The following is an 18,266-nucleotide window of genomic DNA, read 5'->3' as shown; positions in this document are numbered from 1 at the left end:
GAGGTCACAGGGGATGCTCAGGCTGGGCAGGCGGGAATTCGCACCGCACGAGCGGGTCATCATGGCGATCGTGAACCGGACCCCGGACTCCTTCTACGACCAGGGCGCCACGTTCCGCGACGAGCCGGCGCTGATGCGGGTGGAGCAGGCGGTGGCGGAGGGTGCCGCGATCATCGACATCGGCGGGGTGAAGGCCGGGCCGGGCGAGGAGGTCACGGCCGAGGAGGAGGCGCGGCGGACGGTCGGCTTCGTCGCCGAGGTGCGGCGGCGCTTCCCGGACGTCGTGATCAGCGTGGACACCTGGCGGCACGAGGTCGGCGAGGCCGTGTGCGAGGCGGGCGCGGACGTACTGAACGACGCGTGGGGCGGGGTCGATCCGCGGCTCGCGGAGGTCGCCGCGCGGTACGGGGCGGGGCTGGTGTGCACCCACGCGGGTGGCGCTCGGCCGCGGACCCGGCCGCACCGGGTGACGTACGACGACGTCATGGCCGACATTCTCGACGTGACCGTGGGGCTGGCGGAGCGGGCGGTGTCGCTGGGGGTGCCCCGGGAGTCGGTGATGATCGATCCGGGGCACGACTTCGGGAAGAACACGCGGCACAGTCTCGAGGCGACCCGTCGGTTGGGGGAGATGGTCTCCACCGGGTGGTCGGTGCTTGTTTCTTTGTCCAACAAGGACTTCGTGGGGGAGACGCTGGACCGGCCGGTGAAGGAGCGGGTGGTGGGGACGTTGGCCACTACGGCGGTGTCCGCGTGGTTGGGGGCGCAGGTGTACCGGGTGCATGAGGTTGCCGAGACCCGGCAGGTGTTGGACATGGTGTCGGCGATTGCCGGGGAGCGGGAGCCGGCTGTTGCTCGGAGGGGGCTGGCGTAGGGGTTCTTCGCCCCCGCCGCCCCTTCCCGTCCCGTCCCGGGGGCTCCGCCCCCGGACCTCCGGCCCTTGCCCACCCGGCCACCCGACTCGGTACGTCAGAAAGACGCCCCTCAAAAGACCTCTAGCGGCCCGCCTCCTTCGAGACCAGGGCCACCGCCTCCTCCACGTCGTCCGTGACGTGGAACAGCAGCAGGTCCTTCTCCGCCGCCTTGCCCTGGGCGATGACCGTGTGGCGGAGCCAGTCGACCAGGCCGCCCCAGTAGTCCGTGCCGAACAGGACGATGGGGAAGCGGGTGACCTTCTGGGTCTGGACGAGGGTCAGGGCCTCGAAGAGTTCGTCCAGGGTGCCGAGGCCGCCGGGCAGGACCACGAAGCCCTGGGCGTACTTGACGAACATCATCTTGCGGACGAAGAAGTACCGGAAGTTCAGGCCGATGTCGACATAGGGGTTCAGCCCCTGCTCGAAGGGCAGTTCGATGCCCAGGCCGACCGAGACGCCCTTCGCGTCGCACGCGCCCTTGTTGGCCGCCTCCATGGCACCCGGACCGCCACCGGTGATCACCGCGAAGCCCGCGTCGACCAGGCCCCGGCCCAGCCGGACACCCGCCTCGTACTCCGCCGAGTCCACCGGTGTGCGCGCCGAGCCGAAGACGCTGATGGCGGGCGGGAGTTCGGCGAGCGTGCCGAAGCCCTCGATGAACTCCGACTGGATGCGCAGCACCCGCCAGGGGTCGGTGTGGACCCAGTCCGTGGGCGCCCGCTCGTCCAGCAGCCGCTGGTCGGTGGTGCTCGCCTGCACCTGGCCCCGCCGGCGGAGGACCGGCCCCAGACGCTTCTCCTCCGGCGGCTGCTGCTTCCCCTCGGGGTTGCCGGTAGCCATGTGCGCTCCCTCCGTCGTGCCAGTCGTTCCACCTCAGCGTAGATCCACACGGGTTACGTACGAGGGACCTGAGCATGTCCGGAACACAGCGGCGCAAACCCGGTCCGCGTCACGCCGTCAGCCAGGACCGCAGCCGCTCCTCCCCCGCGAGGATCTTCGCGGTGTCCACGCGCTCGTCCCGCTTGTGCGCCAAGTGGGGGTTGCCGGGACCGTAGTTGACCGCCGGGACGCCCAGCGACGAGAAGCGGGAGACGTCCGTCCAGCCGTACTTGGGCTGCGGGGTGCCGCCCACCGCCTCGATGAAGGCCGCCGCGGCCGGGTGGGACAGGCCGGGCAGCGCCGCGCCGCTGTGGTCGTCGACGACGAAGTCCGTCACCCCGCAGTCCGCGAAGACCTCGCGGACATGGGCGAGGGCCTCCTCCTCGCTGCGGTCGGGGGCGTAGCGGAAGTTCACGGTGACCACGCACTCGTCCGGGATGACGTTGCCGGCCACTCCCCCGGAGATGCCGACCGCGTTCAGGCCCTCGCGGTACTCCAGTCCGTCGATCACCGGGTAGCGCGGTTCGTAGGCGGCCAGGCGGGCGAGGATCGGGGCGGCGGCGTGGATCGCGTTGGAGCCCATCCAGCTCCGCGCGGAGTGGGCGCGCTCACCGGTGGTCTTCAGCAGCACCCGCAGCGTGCCCTGGCAGCCGCCCTCCACCTGCCCGTCGGAGGGTTCGAGGAGCACCGCGAAGTCGCCCTCCAGCCACTCGGGGTGCGCCTCGGCCACGTGCTTCAGGCCGTTGAGGTCGGCGGCGACCTCCTCGTTGTCGTAGAAGACGAAGGTCAGGTCGCGGTTGGGCGCGGGGACCGTGGCCGCGATGCGCAGCTGGACGGCCACGCCGGACTTCATGTCGCAGGTGCCGCAGCCCCACAGCGTGCCGTCGGCGTCGAGCCGGGAGGGGACGTTGTCCGCGATCGGGACCGTGTCGATGTGGCCGGCGAGGATCACCCGCTCCGGACGCCCCAGCCGCGTACGGGCCACGACGTTGTTGCCGTAGCGGTCGACCGTGAGGTGCGGCAGGGCGCGCAGCGCGTTCTCGATCGCGTCCGCGAGCGGCTTCTCGGTGCCGCTGACGGAGGGGAAGTCGACGAGCTGCGCGGTCAGGCGCGCGGCGTCCAGCGTGAGGTCAAGCGGGGTGTCGGCCATGCCGTCGACCCTAACCCGGCGGGCTTCGACCCACTGTCCGCACCCGGCGTACAAGAAACCGTACTCTCCAGTACCTTGTACGCGTGCCAGAGCCGTCCCTTCCTTCAAAGCGCACACGTCGCGGCCGTTTTCTCCGCTGGAGTGCGGGCCTCACGGTGCTGTCCGCGGTCGCCGGATACGTCGTGGTGCAGTACGACACCGGCCGCACAGGCGCTCCGGGCTGCAAGGTCGTATCGAGCAAGGGCGACGGGGCGACGTACGAGTTCACGCCCGAGCAGGCGGTGAACGCCGCGACGATCACCGCCGTGGGCACCGCGCGCGAGCTGCCCGAGCGGGCGGTGACGATCGCGCTGGCGACCGCGCTGCAGGAGTCGGCGCTGCGCAACATCGACCACGGCGACCGTGACTCGCTGGGCCTGTTCCAGCAGCGTCCCTCGCAGGGCTGGGGCACGCCGAAGGAGATCATGGACCCGACGTACGCGGCGGGGAAGTTCTACGAGCACCTGGAGGAGGTGCCGGGCTACACCCGGCTGCCGCTCACCGTCGCCGCGCAGCGGGTGCAGCGCAGCGGCTTCCCGCAGGCGTACGCCAAGCACGAGCCGGACGCCGCGCTGCTGGCCGCCGCCCTCACCGGGCGCTCGGCGGCGACGCTGACCTGCGAGGGCCGTCCGGCGGCGACGCGGGCGGCGGGTGCGGACGCGGTGCGGGCGGCGCTGGCGCGGGACTTCGGGCGGGACGCGCTGGAGCCGGCCGGGGCGGAGGTGGGGGCTGCGCCCTCGCCCTCCCCCTCGCCCTCGGAGAGCGCTCCGGTGGACTCCGGCACCTCCGGCGGGGGGACCGTGCGGCTTCCGGTCACCGCCGAGGAGGGCGCCGATGCCGGGGCGCGTGGCTGGCAGCTGGCCCACTGGGCCGTGGCCAACGCCTCCGAGCTGCGCATAAAGCGGGTGTCGTACGCGGGGCGGGAGTGGACGGCCGGGCACTCCGACAGCCAGTGGCGGCCGGTGGACGGCAAGAACGCGGAGGGCTCGGGGTCCACGGACGGTGCGGGGGTCGTGACCATCACGACGATGCCGTAGCGCGACCGCGCGGGAGTACGACCGCGCAGGCGTGCGGGGAGTCACCCGCAGGCGTCATGTACGGCCGATAATGCGACGCATTACCAACTCTTTGCGTTGCCCCGCCGCAACCTTCCCGGCGGTCGGACGGTAGTCACGGCGTCAGCGTTCTCTCCCGTCGAAGGAGCACCATGTCCCTCCCCCTGACCCGTCGGATCGCCCGTGCCGCGCTGCTCGTTGCTGCGGGAGCGGCCGCCGGGGTCGGCGCGGCCGGTTCCGCCAGTGCGGCCCCGGAGCTGCCGGCCGCGCCGAACCTCGGCGGGCTGACCGCTGTGGACGGGGCCGCCGGCGACACCGTGGACAACGTGACGCAGGACGTCACGAAGACCACGGGTGACGCCGACAAGGTGGCGCCGACTGCCGGTAAGACCGTGAAGAAGGCTGCCGGGTCCCTCACCAAGGGTGCGCCCGTGAAGGGGCTGCCGGTCGGCTGAGGCCTGGCCTGCGGCCGGCTTGTCACGACGACGGGGTCTGGGGGTTCCCAGGCCCCGTCGTTCACGTCGGTGCGGTGACCGTGTGTCGACCGGTACCCGGCGTTGGTGGCTGTGCCCACCCGTTCCGCCCTGCGGAACGACTGCCCACAGCCAGGCCGGGGCGGGGCGGGTGGGGAGCAGGCCCACAACCGGGGCGGGGCGGGCAGGCCAGGGAGCGGTCCGCCAGGCTCGCCAGGCCGGGCGGGCCTGGCGAGCCGGACAGGCATGGCAGGCCAGGGGGCGGGCCGGACAGGCATGGCGGGCCTGGCGGGCCTGGCGGGCCTGGCAAGCCGGGCGGGCCTGGGGCGGGGTGGCTCAGGTGGTCAGGCGGGTTACCGCTGCTTGGACGCGTTCGTCCGTCGCGGTGAGCGCCACGCGGACGAAGTTCTCGCCCGCCGGGCCGTAGAAGTCGCCGGGGGCGACCAGGATGCCCCGGTCGGCGAGGTGGGCGACCGTGGTCCAGCACGACTCGTCGCGGGTCGCCCACAGGTAGAGGCTGGCCTCGCTGTGCTCAATGCGGAAGCCGTGGCCCAGCAGGGCCTCGCGCAGGACGGTGCGGCGGGCCGCGTAGCGCTCCCGCTGGACGCGGACGTGCTCGTCGTCGCCCAGGGCCGCGACCACGGCCGCCTGGGTCGGCGCGGAGGTCATCATCCCGCCGTGCTTGCGGATCTGCAGCAGCGGACCGAGGACCGCCGGGTCACCGGCCAGGAACGCGGCGCGGTAACCGGCGAGGTTGGACCGCTTGGACAGGGAGTGGACCGAGACGATGCCGTCGTACGACCCGCCGTTGACGTCGGGGTGCAGCACCGAGACCGGGTCCGCCTCCCAGCCCAGCTCGATGTAGCACTCGTCGGAGAAGACGAGGACGCCGTGCTCACGGGCCCAGGCGACGATCCGGGTCAGCTCCTCCTTGGACAGCACCCGGCCCGTCGGGTTGGACGGGGAGTTCAGCCAGAGCAGCTTCAGGCCCGTCGGGTCCAGCTCGGTCGGGTCGTCGTACGCCACGTGCTCCGCGCGGGCGAGGCGGGCGCCGACCTCGTACGTCGGGTAGGCCAGGCGCGGGAAGGCGACCTTGTCGCCGGGGCCGAGTCCGAGCTGGGTGGGGAGCCAGGCGACCAGTTCCTTGGAGCCGACGATCGGCAGGACGTGGTGGTGGGTGACCCCGCGGGCGCCCAGCCGGCGCTCCGTCCAGCGGGTGAGCGCGTCGCGCAGTTCCGGGGTGCCCCAGACCGTGGGATAGCCCGGTGAGTCCGCCGCGGCGATCAGGGCCTTCTGGATCGGCTCGGGCACCGGGTCGACGGGTGTGCCGACCGAGAGGTCGACGATGCCGTCGGGGTGCGCGGCGGCCGTCTTCTTGTACGGCTCCAGCTTGTCCCAGGGGAAGGTGGGCAGCCGGTCGGAGACTGCGGACACGGGTACGGGCTCACTTTCTGGTCCGGCGAACACCTCGGCCCCGTACGGCGATCGCGGGGATCGGGCCGTACGGGACCGGGACGGGCTACGCCTGCGGCGGCAGCGCGGCGATGAACGGGTGGTCCCGCTCGATCAGACCCAGCTTGCTGGCGCCGCCGGGCGAGCCGAGCTCGTCGAAGAACTCGACGTTCGCCTTGTAGTAGTCCTTCCACTCCTCCGGAGTGTCGTCCTCGTAGAAGATCGCCTCGACCGGGCAGACCGGCTCACAGGCACCACAGTCGACGCATTCGTCCGGGTGGATGTACAAGGACCGCTGGCCCTCGTAGATGCAGTCGACCGGGCACTCCTCGATGCACGCCTTGTCCTTCACGTCGACACAAGGCTGCGCGATGACGTAGGTCACGCTGTCGTTCCTCCTCGATAGGGCGCTGGCGGGCCTCCTCAGGCTCCGCCGCCTGGCGCGCGGGAGCGCGGCGTCGTCGATGCCCGCCCCTAGTATCTCCGTTCCTGGGCATGATCCGAACAGGAGGGGTGAACTGACCTGTGGAAATCTCTGCCGCCGGGCGCCTCGAGGTCCGTATCACCACTGCTGACGTGGGAAAACGGGTCTCCGTACGGAGCTTGATCGAACATGGTCCCCCGGGTGAGAAGTTCACCGACACGGTCGGCGTTCTCACATCATGGGACAACGGTGTGCTGCGGATCACAAAGAAGAGCGGGGAAAGCGTCCGCATCGCGGAGTCCGCGCTGGTCGCGGGCAAGGTCGTGCCGTCCGCACCGGCGCGTCGGCGTGGTCCCGCGGCCTCGTACGAGGAGTTGGCGCGGGTCTCCGCGCGGGCGTGGCGGCCCGTGGAGAGCGAGCGGCTGGGCGAGTGGGAGCTGCGGGCCGCCGAGGGGTTCACGCGGCGGGCCAACTCCGTCCTGCCGCTCGGCGACCCGGGCGTGCCGCTCGACGACGCGCTGACGGCCGTACGCCGCTGGTACGCCGCGCGGGGGCTGCCCGCGTACGTGCAGACCGCGACCGGCGCCGAGGGGGCGCAGGAGCTGCTGTGCGCGGAGCTGGAGCAGCGGGGCTGGGTGCGGGAGGTGACCGCCGAGCTGTGGACGGGTCCGCTGGCGCCGGTCGCCGACCTGGGCGGGGAGCCGTCCGGGGTCGTGCTGTCGCGGGAGGCCGACGAGGCGTGGCTGGCCCGGTATCAGCGCAAGGGGGTGAGCGAGGTGGCGCTGCGGGTGCTGGGAGGAGGGCCCTCGGTGTGGTTCGCCACCGTGCCGGGCGACGCGGACGCGCCGGCCGCCATCGGACGGTGTGTCGTGGACGGGCGGTGGGCCGGGTTCGCGGCGGTCGAGGTGGACCCGGCGCAGCGGCGGCGGGGGCTGGCGACCGCCGTGATGGCCGCGCTGGCCCGGCGGGCGCTGGACGAGGGCGCCTCGGCGGCCTGGCTCCAGGTCGAGGACGACAACGCGGGGGCGCGGGCGCTGTACGACCGCATGGGTTTCTCCGCGCACCACGCGTACCACCACTACCGCGCGCCGGAATCGTCGGCTCCGGCGGGTGAGGGAGCGCTGTGAGCGGGCACGAACCGGGTATGCGCGCTCCACGCCCCCCATCGCCCGAGCGCTCCGCCGAACTGCGCCGGCGGTTCGCCGAGGAGGCCCGCTGCGAGCGGCCGGACCTGTCCACGCTGTGCCTGCTGGTCGGCGCGGAGGCGGACGGCGCGCTGGACGAGGCGGGCATGGACGCCGTGGAGGTGGAGCTGGACCGGCTGGCCGGTGAGCTGCCCTACCGGCCCGGCTCGCCGCGCGCGTGGGCGCTGGCGCTGCGGGAGCTGCTGGGCGAGCGGTACGGCTTCCACGGCGTTCCGGACGACTACCAGCGGCTGGAGTCCTCGCTGCTGCACGAGGTGCTGCGGCGGCGGCGCGGGCTGCCGATCCTGCTGTCGGTGGTGTGGATGGAGGTGGCCCGGCGGGCGGGGGCGCCGGTGTACGGGGTGGCACTCCCCGGGCACTTCGTCGTCGGCTTCGGGGAGGCGGGGGCGGGCGAGGGGCAGGTGCTCGCCGACCCCTTCGACGGGGGCCGGGTGCTGACCGGCGCCGACGCGGAGCTGCTGGTCACCGGGGCGACGGGGGCACCGCTGGACGCGTCGATGCTGACGCCGGCGGGGACGCTGGACGTCGTCCTGCGGATCCTGAACAACATCCGGGCGTGGTCGGCGGCGCGTCCCGAGCACTCGGGTGTGGGGCTGTGGGCGGTGGACCTGTCCCTGCTCCTCCCCTCGCACCCGGCGCGGCTGCGCTACGAGCGGGCGCAGCTTCTGGTGCAGCGCGGTGACTTCCGGGACGGCGCGCGGGAGCTGGAGGCGTACGCGGAGCTGGTGGCGGCGGTGGACGGGCCGGCGGCGGAACGGATCCGGGGCCAGGCACAGGCGGCGCGGGCTCTGCTCAACTAGGAACGCGGGCACTGCTCAACCAGGAACGCGGGCGCCCGGTGATCCACCGGGCGCCCGCCTCCGGGCATCGCGTCAGCTCGGGTTCGTCTCGATGACGGCGACGCGGTCGGTCTTGCTGGTCAGCGCCAGGCGGAGGGCGCCGTAGACGTCTTGGGGGGTGACGGCCGTCTTCTCGCCGTTGCCCCGGGCGATGAGCACACCGTCGAACGTCTGGCCGTACAGCTCCTGCAGGGCCTTCAGGTCGGGCTTCTCCGCCAGCTTGCCGTTGACGGCCTTCACCCCGAGGAACTTCCACAGGGAGTTCTCCGGGCTGAACTCGATGGAGTGGGCGGCGTCCGTCCGCACGATCACGTTGGCCGACATCGCCGGCTCGGCGAACTCCTTCATCATCCGGTCGATCTCGGCCTTGGTGACCTTCGGCTGCTGGGCGGTCGTCGGGACGTTCACCGTGGCGGACTTCCCGGTCTCGACCTGGGTGCGGTACGCCTCCGTCACCACGTCGGTCGCCTTGGCTACGTCGATGCCCTGGCCGCCCTTGGGGTACACCGGGACGGCCTTGCCGGACTCGAACTTGATCGAGCCCTCGGTCACCGAGCCGGAGCCGCCGGCGGCCTCCTCCAGGGCGGCGTGCAGCTTCTCCTCGTCGACGGGCATGACCGGCTCGACGACGCGCTCGTTGCCGATGAGGGAGCCGATGACGTTGACCGGGTTGTAGTCGCTGCCCGCGGCCCCGCCGACGGTGGCGTCGGTGTCGAACTGCAGGCCCGCGTTGTCCGGCTCCAGCTCGACGGTCTTGCCGTCGACCGACAGCTTCAGCGGCTGGTTCAGCCGGTCGTCGAGGGCCGCGTCGAGCTTCTTCACGGCCTCGTCCCGGGTGCCGCCGCCGATGTCGACGCCGAGCACGGTGGTGCCCTTGGGCACGTCGGAGCGGTTCATCAGCAGTCCGGCGCCGTAGGCGACACCGGCGAGGAAGACCACGCAGCCGCAGAGCAGGACGAGCTTGTTGCGCCCCTTCTTCTTCGCCGGCTTCGAGGAGCTCGCCGGGGGCGTGGAGACCGGCTCGGGCAGCTTCGGGGGCGTGTGCGGCCGCGGGCCGTCGGCCGGACCGCCGGGGGCGTTGAAGTCCGCGCCCGGCGGGACGACCGGGATGCCGCTGGTGACGGTGTGCCCGGAGACGTTGTCGTGGCGGGGGCCGTAGCCCGGGGTGCCGGGTTCGGCCGGCTTCTGCGGGGTGAGGATCGCGGTGTCGTCGCTCAGACCGCCGCCGGGGACGCCGGGGCTGCCGCCCTGTCCGGCGAAGCCGGCGGGGGCGCCCTGGGACGCCTGGGCACCGGGGCGCCCGGGGGCCCCCTGGCCCGGCTGACCCGCCTGACCCGACTGACCCGCCTGTCCCGACTGGGCACCGGGGCGGACCGGGAGGGCAGGGAGGCCCGGACCACCGGGAACGGCGGGAGCGCCGGAGCCCTTGCCCGCCTGGCGGGCGACCGGGCTCGAGCCGGTCGCCGGTCCGGTGGTCGGGCCCGCGGGACCCTGCGGGCCGCGCTGACCGGGCCGGCCGGACTGGGGAGTCCGGGGAGCCTCGTCCGTGAAGAACGGCAGGTCGTCGCGGCGCGGCTCGTCACTGTGCCCCGTACCCGGACGCGTGCCGGGGCCCGCCGGCCCGGCGGCCAGCGCCTCGGTCACGTCGAAGGAGCCGGTGCCGCCGCCGTGCCCGGGGGCCACGGGCCCGCCGGTCGCACCGGTCGCGCCGGTGGGTCCGGAACCCTGCGCGCCGCCGGGACGGGGACCGCCCGGCGCGCCCATGGAGCCGACGACGCCACCCGGCCGCGCGCCACCGGGCGCGGAAGGGGCCTTCGGGGCACCGCCCGCGGCGGGACCCGAACCGCTCGGGGCACCGGCCCCGTTGGCGGAGCCGCCGGCCGGACCGCCCTTGCCCCCGCCCGACTTGCGCGGCGCGAACCAGTCGCTGGCCGGCTTCTCCTCGGCCGTCGGCCGGTCGGCCTGCGCGGGCCGGTCGGGCTGGGCGGGAGGCTCGGCCGCGTCGGCGGCCGGAGCCGGGGACGGCGCCGCCGCCTCGGCGTCGGTGGTACCGCCCTTGCCCTCCGCGTCCATGACGGGCTTGCGCACGACGACCGGCGGAATGGGCCGCGATCCGGGGATGTTGATGCGGATCCGCGTCGTCAGCGTGGTCTCGGTCTTGCGTTCCTCCGGCCGCGCGGCCGAACGGCCCGCGTCCGTACCCTCGTCCGGAATCGCCGGAATCCCGTAGGGCGGCGTGCCCGACGGGTAGGCGGCTCCGCCGCGCCCGTTGGGCCCGGAGGACGGAGTGTCAGTTTCACGACTCAAGGCAGGTTCTCCCGGTTGGCTCCGCCGCCCGTCACGACCTCACGGTGGGGATCCTCCCAGCTCGGGCGAAGCCGAGGGTTCGAGGGAGGCTCGGCGGCGCGCACCACCTTACTGGCCATGTCCGGCCCGTATCCCAGTACCGCCGGGGAAACCCACACCGGACCCGCACGCCCATGACACGGCGAAGTGGTACGTCACTTGCCAAGTCGGGCGGGAGGGCCGTCCGGTTGCCGCCCGGAGACGAGGGTGGCGCAGATCACAGCCACGGCGATGCCGCCGAGGAGGAAGAGATAGGAGCCGCCGCCCGCGGCGAACAGGAAGTCGCCTTCCGGGCGGCTGGTGGTGAGCAGGATGACGACGAGCATCCAGCCACCGGCGGCCCAGGCGCCCCCGGCCCGGCTGCGGAGGAGGCGGGTGGCCCCCAGGACCAGCCCGGCCTCACCGGCGAGGGCGAGCAGCAGCCCGCCGGGGAACCACGCGGGCTGCACCAGCGCCCCGGCCGCACCGACCACGGCGCCGAGCAGGAACAGTCCCAGACAGGCGACGACCCGTCCGGCGGAGGGCGGCCGCAGCGGCTGGGCGAGCGCGGAGGGCGACCGGTCGCTCACGACGCCTCCCCGGTCCCGGCGAACAGGTCGCCCTCCCGCTCCTCGGGACGTTCGCCGCGCACCAACTCGTAGTACTCGGTGGTGAAGAGCGGCTGGGCGAGTTCGTTGGAGAGCACGAAGTACGGTTCGGCCACGGTGATCTGGGTGACGTGGGCGCGCATCGCGGCGGCCTTGGCGGCGGCGTACGCGGTGCCGTCGATCGCGGTGGTGACCTGCCCGTCGTCGACGACACCCGGTACGTCGTCGAGGACGCCCGCCTTCTCGAAGGGCAGGCCGGGCAGATCGCCGTCGAGGCGGGCGAAGGCCTGCTCGGCGACGGACCGGGGCACCCGGTTCCAGTAGACCTTGGGGACGTCCCAGCCCTGCTCGGCGGCGAGCTCGACGGCGCGCATGGCGACGCGGTGGGCCTGGATGTGGTCGGGGTGGCCGTAGCCGCCGTTGTCGTCGTAGGTGACGAGGACCTGGGGTCGGATCTCGAGGATCACCTCGGCGAGCAGCCCCGCCGCCTGATCGACGTCGGCCTGCCAGAAGCAGCCGGGGTCGTCGTTGTCGGGCAGCCCCATCATCCCGGAGTCGCAGTACCGCCCGGCCCCGCCGAGCAGCCGGAAGTCCTCGACCCCCAGCGCCCGCATCGCTTCCTTCAGCTCCCCGAGCCGGTGCCCGCCGAGGGCGGCCCCGCCCAGATGCCCCAGCTCGGGCGGAATGACCTCGCCCCGCTCACCGAGCGTGCAGGTGACCAGCGTCACGTGGGCGCCCTCGGCGGCGTACCGCGCCATGGTCGCGCCGTTGTTGATCGACTCGTCGTCCGGGTGGGCGTGCACCAGCAGCAGACGCCGGTCGGGGAGTTCCGTCATGGGGTCCACCCTATGAGGCGCGGGGCCCTCATCGTCCGCGCCCCGGGCGCTCCCGTCACCCGGCTTCCCGGGCGGCGCGCGGGCCCGTCCTGCCGCACCGGCTCGTCCGGTGCGGCGGTGGTCCGGGCTGTTCGCCACAGAATGATCTCGGACGCCCGCGTCCGCGCCTCCGCGGACACCTCTTGATCGTCCGGGAACACGCCGCGGAACGACCGATGAGTTTCCGCCCGGCCCGAAGTCCGAAAGGGCGGGGACGGAGGTTTCCCGTTCGAGAGAAAGCGGTGTGCTATGAGGTTGGTACTGCAGGAGTTCCTGTCCCTGGACGGCGTCTCCCAGGGGCCCGGCTCCCCGGACGAGGACACCAGCGACGGGTTCGCCCGGGGCGGCTGGTTCGTGCCGCACCTGGACGAGGCATTCGACCGGATGGCCGCCGCCTGGCTCGCCGAAGCGGACGCGTTCCTGTTCGGCCGCCGTACGTACGAGAACTTCGCCCGGGACTGGCCGCAGATGACCGACCACCCGAGCGCCCGCATTCTGAACGGCTCGCCGAAATACGTCGCCTCCCGGAGCCTGACCGAGGCCGGGTGGGAGCCGACCACGATCCTGTCCGGCGACATCCCCGCCCAGGTGGCCGAAGTGAAGCGGCAGCCCGGCCGCGAGCTCCAGATCCACGGCAGCGCCCGGCTCGGCCAGTCCCTGCTGGCCGCCGGTCTGATCGACGAACTGCGGCTCGCGATCGCCCCGGTGGTCGTGGGCAGCGGACGACGTCTGTTCCCGGACGGTGGCGCCCCGGCCGGCCTGCGCCTGCTGCACAGCGAGACGACGCCGAGCGGAATCGCGGTGCACGTCTACGAGTCGACGGGCCTTCCGGAGTACGGGACGTACGGGGCCGACGCGTAGGCGCCGGCCCGGACCGGCCGGAACGGGCCGGCGGGCGCAGGATCTTCCCGGGTGTCCGCCGGCCCCCTGGAATTGATCACCTGCTCTTGAGCACGTCCTTCAGGACCCGGTCCCGTCCGCGCCGCCGTCCTGGTAACGCGGGAGGCCACTCGTGGCGATGGTCCACTCACCGATGGTGACGTCCTCGCCGTGGACGAAGTCCTTGCGCACCGCGTAGCGAGGGCCTTCGGGGGTGGCATGGATGTCGGTGAGGACGGCGCCGGTGCCGGTGCGGGGATCGAAGACCGCGTAGACCGGCACGCCCATCAACGGATAGTCGCCCATCTTGCCCACCCAGTCGTTCTCCGGGTTGGACCTGGAGACGACCTCGATGGCGGCGATGAGGGTCCGGGGATCGAAGCTGCCTGGCACCTCCATGTCCGTCCACGCGATCACCATCACATCAGGGCGTCGCATGATGCCCTCGTACTCGTCTTCGACGTCGGGCTCCCCCGTGTGAGCGACGACCTCCTCCGGCATCACCTTCTCAAGGCGTTTACGCAGGTGCAGGGGCGCGGCAAAGGCCGGGGTGGGGTGCGCGGAACGCGTGGTCGCAGCCGTCGCAGTTCTGCAGGGGGTGCCGTACGTGTGGCGGGGCGGCCGGCGCACGGAACGGGGGTGGGGGCGGGAGCTGGTCGGCGAGGCGGTGGGCCAGGAGGGCGGCGGGCCGTCGTACGCCCTCGGGCGGCAGGTCGGCGGTCAGGGTGCGGCGCACTGCGGCGGGCGTGACGTCCCGCTCCAGCCAGGCGGCGACGCCGGGGGCCAGGTGGGCCGTGTCGCAGGCGGAGAGGAGCAGCCGGGAGTCGTGGCGGTGGAGGTCCGCGAGGAGGTCGGCGGCGGCCTGGAGGAGCGCGGGGGCGGGGTGGGCAGGGCTCGGCACGGCGGGGAGGGGCTTGCGGGGCGCTCGCTTCTCGCGCGTCCTGTGCGGCGTGCTCTCCTCGCACGTCTCCTGCTTCTGCGGTTCCGCTGCCGTGCGGGAGGGAACCTCGACGGGGTGCCGGGCCGCCATCGGCTGGTTGCACGAGGTCGTGCGGGTCACGATGCGGCCGGTGGGGGTGCGGACGCGTTCGCGGCGCAGGTAGCCGTGAGTCTCCAGTTCGCGCAGGGCGGCGGCGATACGAGCGGCTCCCTCGGGGAAGCGTGCGGCGAGGCTCTTGATGTCGGCCGGGGCGCCCTCGGGCAGTGACTGGAGGTGCGTGCCGAGCCCGATGGCGAGGAGCGAGAGCTCCCGGTGCTGGGCGAGGTGGTTGCCGATCACCGTGAAGCGGGTGGTGTGGCGGGTGTTGTCGTGCCGGAGCCCGCCGGTGGTGCGGTGGGCCCGGTTCGGGTGCTTGTTGCCCGCAGGGCGGGCCTGGGCGTGCGGGGGCACGCTAGGGTTTTGCGTATCCATCGGGAAGGTTCCAGCTTCCTTGGTGGTCAGGCCCTCGCATTGGGATTGCACTCCCGGCGGGGGCCGTCTCATGTCTGTGGTTGCGGTGGTGCGTTGCGCTGAGCGTCGGGCCTGGGCGGCCCGGAAATCCAGCCGAACCGGATATGTTCACCCGCCCGAGTGAGCGCGACCACGGGCGGGATGGGTGGGGTTTGGTGGGGTGCTTTCCCCCGAGATTCTTTGTCTTTCAGGTGTCGACGACACCGGAGCACGAAGGTGCGGGTTCCGGTGGCGTGAAGCTCAGTTCGGCCCACACGGTCTTGCGCGGGAACCGCCCCTCGGTCACTCCCCAGCGATCCGCCAGCGCGTCGACGAGCATCAGGCCACGTCCCGACTCGGCTGCAGCGTCCGGCGCTTGCGGCGCGGGCATCCGGTCACCGCGCGTGTCGGTGACCTCGATACGGAGCGTGGCGCCGATCACGTAGAGCGTGAGCCGGAAGCTGCGGCCGGGGAGGCGGCCGTGGGTGGCCGCGTTGGCCGCCAGTTCCGCGATGACATGGCTCGCCCGTTCGTGCGGAAGCCCCCAGCTCCGGAGCGTGTCCACCGCGAGCAGGCGGGCGAGCCGCGCACCGCGCGGGGTGGACGACAGCAGCATGCTGAAGTTGCGGACACTGCCGTCGGGTTCGGGTCCTGACCCGTGCTCGGCAATTCCCTGAGTTTGCTGATTCACATCACCGAGCGTGGCCGACCGGAGATACTGAGATGTGTAATTGCGCTGTTACGTAGAGCTACGGTCCAAGATTCAACGGGCTCTGTCCAGACTGTCGAAGTAGCTCCTGCGAACAGGTCGGAACAGTACGTCGCAGCATCACGGAGGGGCACACATGTCGGTGAGCGATGAGGCGGTGCGGGTCGGAACGGAGACGGAGCAGACGGACGAGCCGGGGTGGGAGGTGGACCCGGATGACGACTGGGCACTCGCCGTGGTCGCCACGGTGGGACGGCAGTTGAGGCTTCGCCGGGAAGCGGCGGGGATGCGGGTCAACGACTTCGCGGTGGCGGCCGGATACGGCGCGGACCTCGTGTACAAGATCGAGACGGGGAAGCGGATCCCGAGGCCCGAGTACTTGGACACGGCGGACGAGGTGTTGAACGCCGGTGGGCTCATCGCCGCGATGAAGGAGGACGTGAAGAAGGTCCGGTACCCGAAGAAGGTGCGGGATCTCGCACAGTTGGAGGGGCGAGCGGTTGAGATCGGCCTCTACGTGTGCCACAGCATCAGCGGGCTTCTCCAGACACCCGATCACGCACGAGCAGCATTCGAGTCACGGCAACCCGCTTACAGCCAGGACGAGATCGAGCGGATGGTGGCTGCCCGCGTGGATCGCCAAGCCATCTTCCAGAAAAATCCGGCACCCACGCTCAGTTTCGTCCTGGAAGAGGCCCCTCTACGACGTCCACTCGGAGGCACAATGGTGTGGCGCGGACAGCTGGAGCACCTGCTTGAGGTAGGCAGGCTGCGTTGTGTAACGCTTCAAGTGATGCCGACGCGCTGCGAGGCTCACCCCGGCCTCGACGGGAAGATCGAGTTGCTGAAGTTCGAGGACGGTTCAGCAGTGGCACGCTGCGAGGGAGCGTTCAACGGCCGCCCGGTCTCGGACGTCCGGCAACTCCGCATCGCCGAACTACGATATGGCAGCATCCGCGCGCAGGCTCTCCCACCTCGGGAGTCGCTGGCATTCATCGAGGAACTGCTGGGGGAAACATGATCCGCAAGGTCTTCGATCACCACACTTCGGGCCTCACGTGGTTCAAGAGCAGCTACAGCGACGGTAACGAAGGCGACTCGTGTGTCGAAGTGGCAGGAACGTGGTTCAAGAGCAGCTACAGCAGCAGCAGCGAGGGCGACTCCTGCGTTGAGATCGCCACTGAGCCCGGCACGGTCCACGTCCGCGACTCGAAGGTCACCGAAGGCCCCCACCTGGCCTTCGCCCCCGCCGCATGGGTCGGCTTCCTGCCGTACGCGGTCGAGGGCTGACCCGAACCCCCTCAGACGTCCTGGAGGCGCCGGAACGGCCGGTCCGCCTCCAGGGCGAACGCCAGCTCCAGCAGCGTGCGTTCCGCTCCCGGGCGGGCCGAGAACATGACGCCGATGGGCAGCCCGTCCGGTGTCGCGCTCGCGGACGGTACGGAGATCGACGGTGTGCCGACGACATTGTCGACCGGGGTGAACGCCACGTAGTTCAGCAGCCGTTCGATCAGCGTGGCGTAGGGGACGGTCGGGCTGAGGTGGCCGATCGGCGGGGTGGTGTGGGCCAGGACCGGGGAGAGGAGCAGGTCGAGGCCCCGGAACCCGGCCGCGTACGCCTCGCGTGTGCGCTTCAGCCGGCGCAGTACGGCCGGTGTGGTCCGCCAGGCCCTCATGTACGTCTCGCGCAGGCCCCGGCTCAGCCCGTCCATGCGGCGACGGTCGAAGTCCGTGCCCAGCGTCCTGCCGGTGGCGCCGATCAGGAACGACAGCAGGCCCCAGTAGGTGAGGAAGTCGTCCGTGAAGTGCGGGTCGATGGAGAGTTCCACCGGTTCCACGGTGTGGCCGAGCCGTTCCAGGCGCTCGGCCGTCTCCGTCACCGCCGCCCGGGTGTCCGCGTCGGAGCGGACGCCGTTCGGGGAGTCCACCAGGAATCCGATGCGCAGGCGGCGGTCCGAAGGGCCCTCGACCAGGCCCACGGGCGGCAGCTTCGGGTTGCGCCAGTGCTTCTCCGCTGCCGCCAGGAACGCCGCGCTGTCGCGTACCGATCGGCTCAGGACGCCGTCGACGACGAGGTCGATCGGCAACTGGCGGCCCTGCGCGTTCGCCACCATCCGGCCGCGGGTGGGCTTCAGGCCGACGAGGCCGCAGCAGGCGGCGGGGATGCGGATCGAACCGCCGCCGTCGTTGGCGTGCGCGATCGGTACCGCGCCGGCGGCGACGAGCGCCGCGCTGCCGCCGGACGAGCCGCCCGCCGAGTGGTCCGTGTGCCACGGGTTGCGGACCGGTTCGGCGCCCTCGTACTCCGTGGTGGGGCTGAACCCGAACTCGGGCAGCCGGGTCTTGCCGAGCACCGTGACACCGGTGCTCAGCAACTGGCGGGCGAACGGGGCGTGCCGACGGGCGGCGCGGGGCGCGAACGCGGCGCTTCCGTGGCCCGTGGGCAGCCCCTGGTAGTCGGTGTTGTCCTTGACGAAGGTCGGCACACCGGCCAGGAGGCCACCGGAGCCGTGGGCCGGGACGTCGAGGTGCGTCTGGACCGCGTTGAGCCGTGGCTCGACGGCCCTGACCCGGGCCGCCGCGTCCCGGGCGGCCTCGGCGGCGCCGACCTCGCGCCGGCGGATCGCCGCGGCGAGGCCGACCGCGTCGTGGTCGCCCAGGGCGTCGTCCCGGAAGACGTGGACCCTGGTCCGTGCCTCGCTCTGTTCTTCGGAAGTCGTCACCGTCGGCTCCGCCCCTGAACGCGTGGATGATCGCCCGCCATCATTCCCTACCGGCGGGTAACACGCGAGGGGGCGGCGCTCAGAAGTTGATGCTGCCGATCATCCCCGCGATGTTCGTCGTCAGCTCGCTGATGGTCGGGGCGATCGTCGACGAGGCGAGGTAGAAGCCGAGCAGCATGCACACCACGGCATGCCCCGCCTTCAGACCCGACTTCTTGATCAGCAGGAAGACGATGATCGCCAGCAGCACCACCGCCGAAATCGAGAGTGCCACGGCGGTTCACCTCC

At 72.3% G+C, this 18,266-nt stretch carries 19 protein-coding genes and 1 pseudogene; 8 read left to right on the top strand and 12 right to left on the bottom strand.

Annotation, left to right across the window (positions count from 1 at the left end; all coding sequences use genetic code 11):
- Positions 1-13 precede the first annotated feature (13 nt).
- On the top strand, positions 14-874 hold the full coding sequence (gene folP, locus AMK33_RS09375; protein WP_073932318.1) for a dihydropteroate synthase: 861 nt from the start codon (positions 14-16) through the stop codon (positions 872-874).
- Positions 875-995: 121 nt separating this feature from the next.
- Here folP and AMK33_RS09370 read toward each other — a convergent pair whose 3' ends face one another.
- Together AMK33_RS09370 and dapE are read right to left on the bottom strand one after the other, a co-directional pair.
- The gene (locus AMK33_RS09370; RefSeq protein ID WP_073932317.1) at positions 996-1,754 is read right to left on the bottom strand and encodes a TIGR00730 family Rossman fold protein; all 759 of its coding nucleotides are present in this window, start codon (positions 1,752-1,754) and stop codon (positions 996-998) included.
- 109 nt (positions 1,755-1,863) lie between these two features.
- Complete coding sequence (gene dapE, locus AMK33_RS09365) at positions 1,864-2,943, bottom strand: succinyl-diaminopimelate desuccinylase (RefSeq protein WP_073932316.1); 1,080 nt, start codon at positions 2,941-2,943, stop codon at positions 1,864-1,866.
- Between the two features lie 83 nt (positions 2,944-3,026).
- Between dapE and AMK33_RS09360 the strand changes: the two genes are divergently transcribed.
- Positions 3,027-4,019 carry a heavy metal transporter gene (locus tag AMK33_RS09360; protein WP_079194799.1) on the top strand — a complete coding sequence of 331 codons (993 nt, stop codon included), beginning with the start codon at positions 3,027-3,029 and terminating at the stop codon, positions 4,017-4,019.
- Between the two features lie 170 nt (positions 4,020-4,189).
- Complete coding sequence (locus AMK33_RS09355) at positions 4,190-4,492, top strand: ATP-binding protein (RefSeq protein ID WP_073932314.1); 303 nt, start codon at positions 4,190-4,192, stop codon at positions 4,490-4,492.
- A 354-nt stretch (positions 4,493-4,846) separates the two neighbouring features.
- On the opposite strand, the gene AMK33_RS09350 is transcribed toward AMK33_RS09355, so the two are convergent.
- Positions 4,847-5,944, bottom strand: coding sequence for a bifunctional succinyldiaminopimelate transaminase/glutamate-prephenate aminotransferase (locus AMK33_RS09350; RefSeq protein WP_073932313.1), 1,098 nt, complete (start codon positions 5,942-5,944; stop codon positions 4,847-4,849).
- Between the two features lie 85 nt (positions 5,945-6,029).
- Positions 6,030-6,347: a ferredoxin gene (fdxA, locus tag AMK33_RS09345; protein ID WP_004926152.1), complete on the bottom strand. Its 318-nt coding sequence runs from the start codon at positions 6,345-6,347 to the stop codon at positions 6,030-6,032.
- 140 nt (positions 6,348-6,487) lie between these two features.
- On the opposite strand from fdxA, the gene AMK33_RS09340 reads away from it, so the two are divergent.
- Positions 6,488-7,513: a GNAT family N-acetyltransferase gene (locus AMK33_RS09340; RefSeq protein WP_073932312.1), complete on the top strand. Its 1,026-nt coding sequence runs from the start codon at positions 6,488-6,490 to the stop codon at positions 7,511-7,513.
- A 17-nt stretch (positions 7,514-7,530) separates the two neighbouring features.
- Positions 7,531-8,391: a transglutaminase-like domain-containing protein gene (locus tag AMK33_RS09335; RefSeq protein WP_073932311.1), complete on the top strand. Its 861-nt coding sequence runs from the start codon at positions 7,531-7,533 to the stop codon at positions 8,389-8,391.
- Between the two features lie 72 nt (positions 8,392-8,463).
- Here the strand turns inward: AMK33_RS09335 and AMK33_RS09330 are convergent, their stop codons facing one another.
- The 3 genes from AMK33_RS09330 to mshB form a co-directional block, all read right to left on the bottom strand.
- Positions 8,464-10,737, bottom strand: coding sequence for a hypothetical protein (locus AMK33_RS09330; protein ID WP_073932310.1), 2,274 nt, complete (start codon positions 10,735-10,737; stop codon positions 8,464-8,466).
- 194 nt (positions 10,738-10,931) lie between these two features.
- Positions 10,932-11,345, bottom strand: coding sequence for a DUF6113 family protein (locus AMK33_RS09325; RefSeq protein WP_073932309.1), 414 nt, complete (start codon positions 11,343-11,345; stop codon positions 10,932-10,934).
- On the bottom strand, positions 11,342-12,199 hold the full coding sequence (mshB, locus tag AMK33_RS09320; protein ID WP_073932308.1) for an N-acetyl-1-D-myo-inositol-2-amino-2-deoxy-alpha-D-glucopyranoside deacetylase: 858 nt from the start codon (positions 12,197-12,199) through the stop codon (positions 11,342-11,344). The genes AMK33_RS09325 and mshB overlap by 4 nt, the downstream gene beginning before the upstream one ends.
- A 288-nt stretch (positions 12,200-12,487) precedes the next feature.
- Between mshB and AMK33_RS09315 the strand changes: the two genes are divergently transcribed.
- Positions 12,488-13,099 carry a dihydrofolate reductase family protein gene (locus tag AMK33_RS09315; RefSeq protein WP_073932307.1) on the top strand — a complete coding sequence of 204 codons (612 nt, stop codon included), beginning with the start codon at positions 12,488-12,490 and terminating at the stop codon, positions 13,097-13,099.
- 99 nt (positions 13,100-13,198) lie between these two features.
- On the opposite strand, the pseudogene AMK33_RS09310 reads toward AMK33_RS09315, so the two are convergent.
- From AMK33_RS09310 to AMK33_RS09300, 3 genes and pseudogenes are all read right to left on the bottom strand, one after another.
- Positions 13,199-13,648 (bottom strand): annotated as a pseudogene (locus tag AMK33_RS09310) (Uma2 family endonuclease); the annotation flags it as partial.
- Positions 13,635-14,528, bottom strand: a complete 894-nt coding sequence (locus AMK33_RS09305) for a helix-turn-helix domain-containing protein (protein ID WP_201262994.1) — start codon at positions 14,526-14,528, stop codon at positions 13,635-13,637. The pseudogene AMK33_RS09310 and the gene AMK33_RS09305, both read right to left, overlap by 14 nt.
- Positions 14,529-14,754: 226 nt before the next feature.
- A complete protein-coding gene (locus AMK33_RS09300; RefSeq protein WP_073932305.1) occupies positions 14,755-15,237 on the bottom strand; it encodes an ATP-binding protein in 483 nt (160 codons plus the stop codon).
- A gap of 154 nt (positions 15,238-15,391) precedes the next feature.
- Here AMK33_RS09300 and AMK33_RS09295 point away from each other — a divergent pair, with 154 nt between their 5' ends.
- Positions 15,392-16,276: a helix-turn-helix domain-containing protein gene (locus AMK33_RS09295; protein ID WP_073932304.1), complete on the top strand. Its 885-nt coding sequence runs from the start codon at positions 15,392-15,394 to the stop codon at positions 16,274-16,276.
- Entirely contained in the window at positions 16,273-16,545 is a 273-nt protein-coding gene (locus AMK33_RS09290; RefSeq protein ID WP_073932303.1) for a DUF397 domain-containing protein, read from the top strand. Before AMK33_RS09295 ends, AMK33_RS09290 begins: the two co-directional genes overlap by 4 nt.
- Positions 16,546-16,556: 11 nt before the next feature.
- Here the strand turns inward: AMK33_RS09290 and AMK33_RS09285 are convergent, their stop codons facing one another.
- Positions 16,557-17,978 carry an amidase gene (locus AMK33_RS09285; protein ID WP_073932302.1) on the bottom strand — a complete coding sequence of 474 codons (1,422 nt, stop codon included), beginning with the start codon at positions 17,976-17,978 and terminating at the stop codon, positions 16,557-16,559.
- Between the two features lie 79 nt (positions 17,979-18,057).
- On the bottom strand, positions 18,058-18,252 hold the full coding sequence (locus AMK33_RS09280) for a hypothetical protein (protein ID WP_030860044.1): 195 nt from the start codon (positions 18,250-18,252) through the stop codon (positions 18,058-18,060).
- Between the last annotated feature and the right edge of the window lie 14 nt (positions 18,253-18,266).

The sequence above is a fragment of the Streptomyces sp. CB02400 genome (genome assembly GCF_001905725.1).
GTDB lineage: Bacteria > Actinomycetota > Actinomycetes > Streptomycetales > Streptomycetaceae > Streptomyces > Streptomyces atrovirens.
This window is presented reverse-complemented; position numbering and strand designations above follow the sequence as displayed.